The 12,989-nt window shown below is 36.1% G+C and carries 13 protein-coding genes and 1 pseudogene; 9 read left to right on the top strand and 5 right to left on the bottom strand.

Going from position 1 to position 12,989, the window contains the following annotated elements:
* Positions 1-164 precede the first annotated feature (164 nt).
* From GI584_RS17295 to GI584_RS17280, 4 genes are all read left to right on the top strand, one after another.
* Entirely contained in the window at positions 165-1,322 is a 1,158-nt protein-coding gene (locus GI584_RS17295) for a M48 family metalloprotease (protein ID WP_153791995.1), read from the top strand.
* Positions 1,323-1,354: 32 nt separating this feature from the next.
* The gene (locus GI584_RS17290; RefSeq protein ID WP_153791994.1) at positions 1,355-2,293 is read left to right on the top strand and encodes a hypothetical protein; all 939 of its coding nucleotides are present in this window, start codon (positions 1,355-1,357) and stop codon (positions 2,291-2,293) included.
* 114 nt (positions 2,294-2,407) lie between these two features.
* Positions 2,408-3,280 (top strand): AraC family transcriptional regulator, encoded by an 873-nt coding sequence (locus tag GI584_RS17285; RefSeq protein WP_153791993.1) that lies wholly within the window; start codon positions 2,408-2,410, stop codon positions 3,278-3,280.
* Between the two features lie 406 nt (positions 3,281-3,686).
* Complete coding sequence (locus GI584_RS17280) at positions 3,687-4,691, top strand: EmtA family 23S rRNA (guanine(2470)) methyltransferase (RefSeq protein WP_194842022.1); 1,005 nt, start codon at positions 3,687-3,689, stop codon at positions 4,689-4,691.
* A gap of 188 nt (positions 4,692-4,879) precedes the next feature.
* Here the strand turns inward: GI584_RS17280 and GI584_RS17275 are convergent, their stop codons facing one another.
* The gene (locus GI584_RS17275; protein WP_153793003.1) at positions 4,880-5,515 is read right to left on the bottom strand and encodes an O-methyltransferase; all 636 of its coding nucleotides are present in this window, start codon (positions 5,513-5,515) and stop codon (positions 4,880-4,882) included.
* Between the two features lie 521 nt (positions 5,516-6,036).
* On the opposite strand from GI584_RS17275, the gene GI584_RS17270 reads away from it, so the two are divergent.
* From GI584_RS17270 to GI584_RS17260, 3 genes and pseudogenes are all read left to right on the top strand, one after another.
* Positions 6,037-6,333 (top strand): hypothetical protein, encoded by a 297-nt coding sequence (locus GI584_RS17270; RefSeq protein ID WP_194842021.1) that lies wholly within the window; start codon positions 6,037-6,039, stop codon positions 6,331-6,333.
* Positions 6,334-6,460: 127 nt separating this feature from the next.
* A pseudogene (locus GI584_RS17265) lies at positions 6,461-7,887 on the top strand (RNA-guided endonuclease InsQ/TnpB family protein).
* Positions 7,888-8,057: 170 nt separating this feature from the next.
* The gene (locus GI584_RS17260) at positions 8,058-8,498 is read left to right on the top strand and encodes a GNAT family N-acetyltransferase (protein WP_153791990.1); all 441 of its coding nucleotides are present in this window, start codon (positions 8,058-8,060) and stop codon (positions 8,496-8,498) included.
* A gap of 90 nt (positions 8,499-8,588) precedes the next feature.
* On the opposite strand, the gene GI584_RS17255 is transcribed toward GI584_RS17260, so the two are convergent.
* Positions 8,589-9,443: an LCP family glycopolymer transferase gene (locus GI584_RS17255; RefSeq protein WP_153791989.1), complete on the bottom strand. Its 855-nt coding sequence runs from the start codon at positions 9,441-9,443 to the stop codon at positions 8,589-8,591.
* The gene (locus GI584_RS17250; protein ID WP_153793002.1) at positions 9,436-9,960 is read right to left on the bottom strand and encodes a sigma-70 family RNA polymerase sigma factor; all 525 of its coding nucleotides are present in this window, start codon (positions 9,958-9,960) and stop codon (positions 9,436-9,438) included. Before GI584_RS17250 ends, GI584_RS17255 begins: the two co-directional genes overlap by 8 nt.
* Positions 9,961-10,264: 304 nt before the next feature.
* Between GI584_RS17250 and GI584_RS17245 the strand changes: the two genes are divergently transcribed.
* Both GI584_RS17245 and GI584_RS17240 read left to right on the top strand, forming a co-directional pair.
* Positions 10,265-11,026 (top strand): polyphosphate polymerase domain-containing protein, encoded by a 762-nt coding sequence (locus tag GI584_RS17245; protein ID WP_100359553.1) that lies wholly within the window; start codon positions 10,265-10,267, stop codon positions 11,024-11,026.
* Position 11,027: 1 nt separating this feature from the next.
* Complete coding sequence (locus GI584_RS17240; protein WP_100359554.1) at positions 11,028-11,705, top strand: DUF4956 domain-containing protein; 678 nt, start codon at positions 11,028-11,030, stop codon at positions 11,703-11,705.
* 160 nt (positions 11,706-11,865) lie between these two features.
* Here GI584_RS17240 and GI584_RS17235 read toward each other — a convergent pair whose 3' ends face one another.
* Positions 11,866-12,501, bottom strand: a complete 636-nt coding sequence (locus GI584_RS17235; RefSeq protein WP_153791988.1) for a pentapeptide repeat-containing protein — start codon at positions 12,499-12,501, stop codon at positions 11,866-11,868.
* A gap of 215 nt (positions 12,502-12,716) precedes the next feature.
* A complete protein-coding gene (locus tag GI584_RS17230; RefSeq protein WP_153791987.1) occupies positions 12,717-12,977 on the bottom strand; it encodes a DUF2651 family protein in 261 nt (86 codons plus the stop codon).
* Positions 12,978-12,989 lie beyond the last annotated feature (12 nt).

The raw sequence follows: 12,989 nt of genomic DNA, 5'->3' as shown, positions 1-12,989 counted from the left end.
ATAATTGGAGCAATAATAAATAACATGTAACCCCGTTTCATACCAAATGAAACGGGGTTAAGCTTATTATAGACAGGCACTTCTAAAAATCGCTGAAAAATGATTAGGAACAACTATTTTTAGTATATAATGGTAATAACTTTCAACTAATTGGAGACGAGATCATGCAAAAAATCATCATTGGATACATCATTTATATACTCACTATTTTTTTATACTTCTATTTTCTTTATCCTCTGACATCATTCAGTGACACCCGTTATGGGGCATTGGCTCATGCCTTTTTCTTTGCGATGTGGCCGTTGCAGCTATTGATGCTATACTTTCTGTTAAAGAAAACAGACATTATGAAAAAACTGGAACAAATTCGATCAGAAATAAAAAAGGTATTGTTATATGTCACCTTGCTGACAATCTTAGATTATTTGATCCATTTTCCCTTTCGCTTTTTCTGGTATAGGATCACAGTAGAAGAGGGAGTGAGGACACAAGGGTTTCTTTCATGGTTTACTGAGCATTTACTAAGTAAAGGAATGTTTTGGCTATCGCTTTTTTTAATCATCATTATAACACGGGCAGTTATAAAAAGATGGCCGAAAATATGGGGAGTAATCCTCTGGCTACTTGCTATTCCGGTCGTCCTGTTTGTTGTGTTTGTTCAACCGATCTGGATTGATCCGCTCTTCGATGATTTTTATTTACTGGATGAGGGAGAACTACGAGAAGAAATCGAAACCTTAACTGCAGATGCTGGAATTAGTGATGCTACCCTGCTTGTTGTCAATAAAAGTGAAAAAGTTTCTACCTATAATGCCTATGTGACAGGTATTCTCGATCATGCCCGTATTGTATTATGGGACACAACGATTGCCGGAATGGAACAAAGTGAGATTTTATTTATTATGGCACATGAAATTGCTCATTACATCTATCATCATGTTTACTGGGGCATTGGTTTATATCTCTTGTTAACACTTCTGGTATTAGTGGTATTACAAAGATGGACCCGTTCATGGAAAAGTGTTTATTCCTTCCCCTCTTTAACAAAATTATTATGGATTACAGTAGCAATTCTAATGCTTATGCAGCCCCTGTCACTTTGGGTATCAAGACAGATGGAAAGGCAGGCAGACCAATATGCCATCAACCAAACAGAAGATTTATATCCAGCGCGGACCAGTTATCAGTTATTAGCTGAACAGTCGAAAGCAGATATTTCACCGGCTCCATGGATCGTATGGTTTCGCTCGAGTCATCCATCGATAGCAGATCGTATCGCACGGATTGAGGAGGAAATACAAAATCGTGAAACGAATCCATAACTTGATTCGTATATAGAGTAGAGGTGGTTGAATTGGATACTTATTATCAAAAAATTGTAAAAGCTCAGGAAAATAAGCGAAAATTATACCGATTAAAACACGAGCGAAAAGAATTAGCAGTTGAATTAGAAAAGTTAGAGAAACAAAAGCAGGAATTCTATCAACAACTGCAAGATGAAAAAGTGGATGTCGAAAAGCTAGAATCCATTAGTGTTGCCAATCTCTTTTATTCCATAACCGGACAAAAGGTAGAAAAACTGGATGAAGAGAAACAGGAAGTCGCAAGAGCACAATTACGATATCAGGAAGCAAAAGAGTCTGTTACGGATCTGCAAGAGGATATCGCAGTATTGGATCAGCAAATACATGAATTGGGAGAGCCGGATGTCCGTTATAAGACCTTATTAGAAGAGAAATATCATCATTTGTTAGATACTAATCATCAGAGTGGGCAAGAAGCTCTTGAAGTATTAGAAGAGCTGGGAAACATGCAAGATGAGAAATCAGAAATTGCGGAAGCGATTGATGCAGGAGAGAAAGTAAAACGGGCTCTGTCATCAGCTCTTTCTTCACTAGATAGTGCGAAAAACTGGGGAACGGTCGACATGTTTGGCGGTGGCTTAATTTCCACTTCTTTAAAACATAGTCACATTGATGATGCTAAACAAGCTACACATGATGCACAGCGGTTATTACGGAAGTTTTCACATGAGTTAAATGATATCGGCAAATCATTTCAAGCAAATGTAGAGATTTCTGGCGGCTTAACTTTTGCTGACTACTTTTTTGATGGCCTGATTATGGACTGGTTTGTTCAAGATAAAATCAATCAATCGGAACAACAAGTGAGTGAGATGTATCAGAAAGTAGAGGAGACAATTTCGCAATTAAAGCTTCTCAATCAGGATGTTAATAGTACCATTGACCAGGCAAACCACAAATGGGAGCAAATTATATATCATGCATCTTAGAGAGGATCCTCGATTTTAAAGTCGGGGGTTTTTTCAACCCGACATTAATGTGCACCAAAAGTCGGAAGTGTTTCTCCTTTTCCTGATATGCTTTAATCAAGGGAGGTCATTTTGATGAATGGATTACGAGAAATGAACAAGGCATTGGAGTATATCGAGGAGAATTTAACCAATGAGATAGATTATGCGAAAATAGCGAGCGTTGCTTATTGTTCTGAATATCATTTCAAGCGAATGTTTTCTTTTTTGGCAGGCATTACATTATCGGAATATATTCGCCGACGACGTTTAACTGTCGCGGCATTCGAATTGCAAAATAGTGACCTCAGAGTAATTGATATTGCAAATAAATATGGTTATCAATCTCCTGATTCCTTTGCAAGGGCTTTTCAAGGCTTGCACGGCATTACGCCTTCAGAAGCGAAACAGCAAGGTTTATCACTGAAAGCTTTTCCGAAAATGATCTTCCGATTATCGATTGAAGGAGGAAATGAGATGAACTATCGTATCCAAGAAAAAGAAGGCTTCCGTATTGTTGGAGTGCAAAAACGGGTACCAATTATTTTTGAAGGGGAAAACCCTGAAATTACAGCGATGTGGAAAACATTAAATATGGAGAAAATAGAGAAATTGAAAGAACTTTCCAACAGAGAACCTTATGGGATTATTCAAGCATCGACTAATTTCTCAGAAGGCCGTATGGAGGAAAAAGGAGAGCTTGATCATTATATTGGGGTTGCCACAACAGAAGATTGCCCAGAACAATGGGCCTCTTTAGAGGTTCCTGCTTATACATGGGCAGTATTTGAATCAATTGGTCCATTCCCACAACTTTTGCAGAATACCTGGGGAAGAATATACTCCGAATGGTTCCCATCATCTAATTATCAGCAAACGAAAGGTCCGGAAATTCTTTGGAATGAAAATAGAGATTTTGATTCACCAAACTTTAAAAGCGAGATTTGGATTCCAGTTGAGAAGAAGTAGTGTATTCGGATTATCAAAAAACACTGAAGGAAGTCTCACTTTATACAACCATTTGTTGATTTATAATATTCGATGTTTTAAGATAAAGGTAATATAAATAGGTGGAGGTATTCTAATCATGATGATGATGGCAGTGTTCTTGACAGTTATTCGATAATCGCGAATTGAATAACAATGATACTTGAAAAAACCCTTGATAGACGGGGTTAATTTGTCGTGTAATTTTCGAGTATCAGCAGTCAATGAACTTAATCATCATAATGCCGTTAAATAATACTGTCTGCACTCACGTGTGAAAACAGTTTTTTAATAAGATTTACAAGAGGTCGTGATGAATCTTAAGATGGTTCATTCACGGCTTTTTTGTGTTCTTAAAACGGCGTTCAAAAAATTGGAGGCGGTTAGTATGACTCTTTATTTTACGAGCGTATTACCAGGATTAGAATACATTTTATCAAATGAAATGAACAACAAGGTGAGTGATTCTGAAATAATTCAAATAAATAGAGGGAAGGTTTTCTTTACCACAGCTGAGTCTTTTACATGCTTAAGTTCTTTAAGGTCGGCAGATAACTTGTTTCAAGTAATTGATCAATTTCAAATTGGTCCACATAAAAAGCACTTATCTCAGGTAAGTGAGCGAATAGCCCAATTGGATTTGGATTTTATTGATCATAAATATTTATTTTGGGTAAATGCAAGTCGGAAAGGAAAACAAACCTATAATCGTTTTGAAGTAGCAAAAAAAGCAATGGAGGGTATTAATAAGCATTACCCTGATTGGAACATGGGAACGTCTCAAAATCATCAGATAGAATTCAGACTCGATATTGAACATCATCATGTGATATTTTCACTTCGGCTTACAGATGCTACGTTTCGTTTTCGCAATCAGACTAGACAGTTCTCACGTGCATCATTACTTCCTACTGTGGCTCATGCGATGGTGTGGTTGTCAGATCCTAAATTGACAGACATTTTCGTTGATCCTTGTTGTGGTTCAGGTACAATTTTATCTGAACGAGCAACATACCCTACAAATCGGATAATTGGGGGAGATATATCTGGCGTTGTCACAAAGATTGCTAAGAGTAATCTGGAGGATTCGAAGGTGCAAGTTAATGTTTGGGATGCACGGGAATTGCCTTTTTCTAATGGTTGTGTCGATAAAATTGTAACTAATCTTCCATTTGGTAGACAAATTTCACCTGACGAGGACTTAGAATTGTTTAATCACCATATTATGAATGAAATATGTAGAGTCTTAAAACCAAATGGAAGAGCTGTTATTTTGTCTGAGAGTGTCAATCAATTGTTTTGGGAAGCAAAACGTTTAGGCCTTTTTTGTCTGGAATCTTATTCTTTGAGTTTGAAGGGTGTGAATCCTACCTTATTTGTGTTTGAAAAATAAGATGGACATAGGAAGTTGCTTAGTTACTAAAAAGCTCGTCAATTGAATCCACGAAGCCAGTCCAAGTGGTAGCTGAAAAGATAGACCTTAAAAGCAGAAAAAGTCCCCAGAGTTTTCTGTTCTGGGGACTTTTTCTGAGCTATGAAGGACAAATTTTTGGATATTCTACTGTTTTTGTCCTTCATCCTTTATTTTACCTGGGCAATTGTAATACCATCACCAATCGGAACCAGTATTGAATCTAATTGCGGATGATCTGCGACTGTTTGATTAAACTCTTGCATTAATGTTGTATAACGTTTAGGTTCCACTTCATCATCAGCAACACTTCCCCTTGCCAGCACATTATCGATAGCAATAACAGCATTAGGTTCTGCCAGCTTGATGCATTGCTCCAGATAATTTGGATAATTTCCTTTATCAGCATCAATAAAGAAAAAGTCAAATTGTTTATTTTCCGCTGCCAGTTTTTCAAGACTTTCTAAAGCTGGACCAGTTAAATATGTAACCTGATTTTGGAACCCGGCTTTAGTGAGATTATTTTCTGCCAGTTTTGCATATTTGTCTTCTAATTCCAAAGAGGTAAGCGAGCCGTTTTGTCCAAAACCTCTTGCGAGACAAATGCCACTATACCCGCCAAGCGCCCCTATCTCTAATACATTTTTAGCATCTGAAATGGTGACTAACATTGTTAAAAATTTGCCTGCTGATGGTGAAACGGAGATATTAGGCATCCCATTCTCCTTGATAGAGGTAATCACTCCTTCTAGTAAACTATCTTGTGGGTCAAAAACTGAATCAATGTATTGATTAATTTTCCTCACTTTGTTCACACCCTTTTTGTTGTTTGGTTCCGCTTCGTGCAATTCAAACAGCTGTTTAAATTCCTCCATCATCATATCAATCGCTTTTAATTCGCCAACTAATATTTGTTGGATTGATTGAAATTCTGGTTGATCTAATTGTTGCTGAATGGTTGAGCGTTTTAACTTCAACCGTTCTAAGAAAGCAATCGCTTTGCCGCGACGAAATGTCTTGGCACCACGTTTTTTATGATGGATATGCTGTTTCGTTTCATCCCATTTATCACTGTTCATTTATCGTCTCCTATTCTTTTTTATTAATTGTATACATATGTATACAACATGTCAATTGAAACATATACCATTATTTAGAAATGAATGTTAAAATAATTGATGTAAACCTCCAAATAAAGGAGTCCGTTATGAAACAGTTTAATCGTGTGTTTCTAATGATAACTATGGGAATCTTTTTGTCTTCGAACATGGTCTTCGCTACTTCATAGGTTTATCCTTTCGTTGTCTGGCATGATTATATCTACGAAGTGTTGGATGAATCTGTTGAAAATGTGGAGGAGAAGATAGGGGAAGTAACAAGGTATTCAGATATGGTAACTTACTCTGGAAATTTTTCCAATGAATATAAGAAGGGAACAAAATATTTTTCCATTCAAGGAGTGAGTACAGAGGAAGCTATTGCTGTCGAATTTCGTGATGGCGAATACAAAAAAGCAGAACGTAGAGGGAATTTCCAGGCGGAGAAGCAAGATCCGTATCCATTTATGAATGTTTGCCAAAAAACTCGTTACTTTAGTGATGAGATGAATGGCGAACGGTTTTGACAGATCGTATGTTCTGGGTTAAAATAACAAATAGGGAACATTTGTGTGCATTTGTTAGGTGAATGATGCCATTAGTTTTGAAACGTTTGTACAAGCTGCTTGAAGAAAATAGTGGGAGGTGAGGAATATGTACCGTACCCAACAAATTCGCATTAAAAAAGGGCATCGGCTCTATCATTATTGTGACCATATCACGTTTTTAGCGAAAAACCTTTACAATGCCACCAACTTTCACATCCGTCAAATTTTCACAGCATTTGGTGAAGAAAAAACCCTTCAACCACTACAACAAGAAGTTTTCGACCTCATCGAACAACACCTTCCACAAATGAATGCAATCAAAAGAAAAACGGTAGAGAAGAAACGGGAAAAAGAATTAAAAAAGCCCATGGATCAACGCAAAGAGATCAAAGATGCCATGTTATTTGAGTATCCATCTGCTCAACATAAATGGCCTTCGTATGCCTTTTTAGATGGATTATTTAAAGTGTCTGAGAATGAGGATTACCTGGTCAAGTCAACCAACAAGTCATGAAAATGGTGTTTCAAAATTGGAAGTCTTATTTTGCAAGCCTCAAAGACTATCAAGTAAATCCTCACAAATATACTGGAAGACCAAAACTCCCCAAGTATGCACCGAAGAACAGAAGAAAAGCTTGTCTATTTTCCAATCAGATATGTAAGGTGAAAGACGACAAATACTTGCAATTTCCTCATACAAAAGAAAGGGTGAACTTCGGGAAATTAGGTCTAAAGGGGAAACTGCAACAAGTAAGGATTATTCCGACATATGGCGAGTATACGGTAGAAGTGGTCATCATGAAAGAGGAAGAGAAAAAGCTAGTAGAACTCGATGAAAAACATGTCATGGGGATTGATCTAGGTATTAATTGTTTTGCAACCATGGTCGATAACACAGGTTCCTCACCTGTTATTATGAAGGGCCAAACGGTAAAGAGTATCAATCAATATTATAACAAACAACGGGCACATTATTACCGAGTTTTACGACACGGCCAGGGACCAAAAGACGGTTCCTTCCATAGTAAACGATTGCAGCGACTGGACCAAAAACGTTATTTCAAGTTAAAAGACGCCTTCCATAAAGCCAGTTATCACATCGTTCAGTTAGCACTGGCGCGCAAAGTCAGCACGATTGTCATCGGAATGAATAAGGGATGGAAAAATAAGGTGAGCCTTCGCAAGCAGGACAAACAACACTTTCAATCTCTCCCCCATACGATGCTGATTCGTATGGTCGAGTACAAAGCGGAACAATATGGCATCCATGTTCAGCGCCAAGAAGAAAGTTACACATCAAAAGCTAGTTTGGTGGATATGGATGAACTGCCCATCTATGAAAAGGGTGTTCAAACGAATGTTGTGTTCAGTGGCCGCAGAATAAAACGAGGATTATATCGCACCAAAGAGAACACGTGCATTCACGCCGATGTGAATGCAGCGGGAAATATCATCAGAAAAGTAGTCCCTAACGCGTTTGTCGAGGGGATAGAGGGCGTCGTGTCCCGCCCACTAATGTTAAGCATCGTTTGAAGTTGATACATTAGAAACTCGTCACTTTAGTGATGAGAGGTTCATAGAAATGGTTGTGATAAGTGTATTTGCTCTTATTGCTATGGCTGTAACAGTTGCGATAGTAGTTACATTTAAAAGAAAAGGAGGTTAATTACCATAACTAACTCAAATTAGTTTGGAGGTATATCATGCTTATCAGAGATTTCAAAATGAGTGATGTTCCACAAATTGTACCTCTAATGAAACAATTAGGCTATCCGACGACAGAAGCTCAGTTTCAGCAAAGAATGTCTACCATTCAACCACTGCCTAACTATCAAACTATCGTGGCAGAGGAACAGAATGATATTGTTGGGCTCCTTGGGTTATCCCTGCAACATTTCTATGAACATGATGGGACTTTTGTTCAAGTTGGTGTATTTATTGTTGATGAGAAATTTCGAGGACAAGGAATTGGAAAACAGTTACTTGTAACAAGTGAAAAGTGGGCTGAAAAACAAGGAGCCCGAAAAATATTAATAAATAGTGGTAATCGTGAAGAAAGGAAAAACGCACATCAAATCTACTCAACATTGGGCTATGAAGCAAAAAGTATAGGTTTTGTAAAAGATATCAATAACAGGGGGTGAAGTTATGTTATCCGCTATCTTGTTTCATCATCTTGAGAACCAAATAAATTATAGTAAAAGTCTTGTGGGTGATACACAAGACTTTTTGGGTTACCTACCTATATGGTTCTGTAAATCATTCCTTAGTTTTTCTAAGAAGCTTGATTCTAATTCAACATAGTAAATCTCATTTACAAAGATATCGTTTAACCCTTCTTCCAACTGTATTATATCATATTGGTATGGTTTCATCTCCATTTGATTGAAAACATCTTCAGTTAGATTTGTTTGATGGTGAGAAATAAGCTCAATTAATTCAGGAAACTTTTGATCCTTCTTTAATAGATTGGCAATACTATTTTGTTCTTCGATTTCATTTATTTTACTTTTATTATCAATTCCTAATAACTGAAATATTTCTTCCATTGGCATTAGAGCATAATAATCAATCGGAATATCTAAATAGTTAGACACGGTTATCACACTTGCCTCTGGATTGGGGGCATAGGCACCGACATGTAAAAGTTTTGTTTTTTCAAATTTTTCACCATCCGCATTATACCTGTCAACATATAAATCACGTGGAAAGGTAACTACTTTTACATTCTCCTTATCAGGATGGAAGGTCAGAAGGAGGTTGAAAGGGTTTCTGTGTCTAGTAGCATCTTCTCCCATTAATAATACAGAAAAACCTTCCTCATTTTCTGATGATGTGATCACACTGTCTGATTTTGTATTAATTCTTTCATTTACGATAAGTGATGGAATCAGGGCAATGGCTAATACTAAAACTGCTAAAGTTGCCATTATCGGCATTATTGGACGAGTATAGCTACCCTTGTTGTTATGCTGAGTTGTTTTTTGATTACGAATTTTTTGAATTGTTTGTTCCCGGTCTTCTTTGGTAAATGTCAATTCTTCCTCATCTACGTATGAAGATAATTCTTTTTGAAATTTGTTAACCATAGATATTTTCCTCCTCGATTACATGTTTTAAGCGCTGTTTTGCTCTCCTTAATCTAGCTTTCACCGTATTTAGATTAACATTTGTAGTTATTGCTATTTCCTCCATTGTGAAAGATTTGTAGTAGTAGAGAAAAATTACCTCTCGATATATTTTTGGCAGTGAAAAAATACAGCCCCTAATTTCGTTGTGTTTCTCCTCTTCCATTACTTTACTTTCGGTTGAAGATAATAAAGACGTAAGAGTATTTTCTAAAAAGTTTTTCGCTTGTACTTTTCGGTTATGCCAGCTTTTGAGATGATCTTTACATTCATTGATTGTAATCCGATATAACCAAGTTTTAATAGAAGCATCATTTCTGAATTGATCGATTTTTTGATAACATTTAATAAAGGTATTCTGTACCATGTCTTTGGCTATTTCCCTATCCTTAACATATTGGAAAGCTAACCGTATTAAATCATCTCCGTAGTTTATCATTGTTTCTTCTAATAATTGTTCTTTTTCCAGTTCTGTCATTACACCACTCTTCTCTAACTTATCTTGATTTCGCGTATTGGACGAAAGCAGAATTGAAATAGTTTCAAAAAACATCTATTTTTTCATTTTCTTCATGGTCATCAAGTACACCTTATCGCTCCATTCAAGTATAGATCATACCTCATTGTTCGCAAAAAATTAATATAAAATTTACACTACATTAACAAAATCACAGAATACTCTCATCATTTTCTCACTTTTCTCTCAGTGGAAACTTATGTTAATTCCTTATTATGGAGTCATACCAAATAAGCAACATAATCACTTAGAAAGGATGAATGGAATGGTGTTGGAGATTTTCACTAGGAGAGAACAAAAATATTTAATTACTAAGCAACAGTATGAAAAATTAATTGAAAAAACTTCCTTTTTCATGCGTCCGGACAAATTCGGGGTAGATGGCAAATATACCGTGATTAGCCTGTATTTCGACAGTCTGGATCACAAAATCTATTATGAAACAAAAAACAAATTACGGTTTCGTCAGAAGTTGCGTTTAAGGGTGTATGACAATACGGATATTGAAGGACCATCTTTTTTTGAAGTAAAACAAAAGCACAATAATGTTGTGAATAAGCGGAGAATGCTCCTTCCTTTATCAGAAGCATATCGTTATCTTGATGAGTCTAAGACCAATGTGTTAGATAGCATTGAAACATCCAACCCTCAGGTATTACGAGAAATTGAGAATTTCCGTACTCTTTATGGATTACAACCTGAAATGGTTGTCAGCTATGACCGTCATGCTCTTCATGGCATAGATAATGCAGGATTACGAATGACCTTTGACTTTAATCTTCGATGTAGAAATACGGATTTACGAGTTGAAAATGGAGCATACGGAGACAATTTTATTGACGAAAACTTAGGCGTGCTCGAAGTGAAAGTAAATGATAGTGTTCCTTTATGGCTGACACGTATATTACAGGAAATCAATTGCGAACAGAGAAGTGCTTCTAAGTTTTGCACCAGTTTAGAATTATTAAAACAGCCACTTACACCAAGTGGAATGGAAAAAGAACAAGTACTAGCAGGAGGTAATTAAAATGGAATTTTTGCATAATTTATTTTCAAACGATGGGGTAGAAGCAAATTTCTGGATGAGTTTATTAGCTATGGGATTGGCGACTATATTAAGTCTATGTATTACCTTGATCTATCAAGCTACATTTACCGGAGAACGATATTCACAGAGTTTTGTTCATACAATTGTGATGATGAGTGTTATCGTGTCTGTAGTGATGACTGTTGTCAGTGGCAATGCAGGAGTTGCCTTTGGTTTGTTTGCTGTTTTTTCGCTTATTCGCTTCAGAAGTGCTGTAACAGATGCGAAGGATATCGCTTATATTTTCTTTGGACTTTGTGTTGGGATGACTTGTGGACTTTATCAATTTCATCTAGCTATTCTTTTAACAGTGTTTGCCTGTATATTATTCTATCTGCTATATAAATTTAATTATGGAAAAGGGCAGGATACACAAATCCTGAAAGTAACTGTACCGGAGAACTTGAATCATGAAAAGTTATTGGATGATGTATTTCAGACGTATACGGAGAGCAATAAGATGCGTCAGGTAGAAACTACTAATCTAGGAACGATGATTTTGTACACGTATGCGATACGTCGTAAAAATGACACTAATGATAAGGAATTACTTGATTGTATTCGTGAGAAAAACGCTAACTTAAAAGTATCACTTACGTATACGGAAAGTGAAGAGTAAACATTTTGAATATCCAGCAGTTAGACTAGCAATATGTTAATTACTTATGTAAAGTAACAAATAAGCCTTTGTCGATTTATTAAGACCTAAATTAAGGGACATTACATGACTAATATGTAATGTCCTTTCTTATTCAACTATTGCGATAGTTGAACAGCAGTCAATCTTTAATTTTTAATCCCATTAAGGAGGCAAACTGTATTGCTTGAATGCTCGATACCACGCAACCTTTCAAATTATCAATGGAAACAATTAAAGACTCAAAGTCTGATGAACTTATATCGATTCCTTTTAATGACGTTTCTTCAAAACTTACTCCATTAATATTACAATAGAGGAATTCAACTTTTTTGAATTTACAATCATAAAAGTCGGCACTTTCTAATGAAACACCTTCGAATGTTACTTTCTCTAACTTTGAATTCCCAAACATCGACATGTTTAAAATCGATTTCTCAAACTTAACATTGCCAATGTACGACTCGGTCAGGTCGCTCCCGAGAAGTTTGCAGTTATAGAATTCGACTCGATTCATGGAAGCATTGCCTAAATTAGTATTGGATAAATCACAATTCTCAAAGCGCACATCGGTAATATCAATTTTACTGAAATCAGTGTTCATGAATTTACAATTTTTAATCACAGTATTGTATAGTCGTACTCGATCAAGGACTTCATTAACAAACTCAGAGTCTGTAATGATACTCATCTCAAATTCTGGATCTTCTTCATAAAAAATGTCCGTAAAGTTCCTTGCCGTTAAATCTTTAGCTATTTTAGGTGCATCAATTTTCATTTCTATACCTTCTTTCGGTCTTTATTCGTGATCATATAGGGATTTTCGACAAATCAACTATACCAAACATTGGGGTGTTTTTTCATGTCTATGTACTTGTCAATGACCATATTTTAACAGATATTATCTCTACAGTCTGTTGAATAGACTACTATATATAAGAAAAGAGGATATATGCTCATATATTGAACATAATATCCTCTTATTAGTATAGTCTATTTAAAACCATAAAGGCTTCTTTGTTGGTGTTTTGTAGTAATAACTTTGGTTGCAAAAGCAGCCGCAAATGCTAAAAATGCATAGATGAAGATCCAGAAAGTAAATGTGCTGTTAAACCAAACAAACGTAGCTATGATTCCGACAATTGCTACTAGAAAAACAGGGGGATAGATTTTTTTTAATGTGATGTAACCAATTATACCAAGTAAAATGGATATGATAGGGCATATGAAAATGATCAGTGGAATAGTATGCATCCAAAGTCCTCC

This window comes from Gracilibacillus salitolerans, assembly GCF_009650095.1.
Classification (GTDB): domain Bacteria; phylum Bacillota; class Bacilli; order Bacillales; family Amphibacillaceae; genus Gracilibacillus; species Gracilibacillus salitolerans.
Note: the sequence above shows the minus strand (reverse complement) of the source record. Positions and strands in the feature narration are given on the sequence as shown.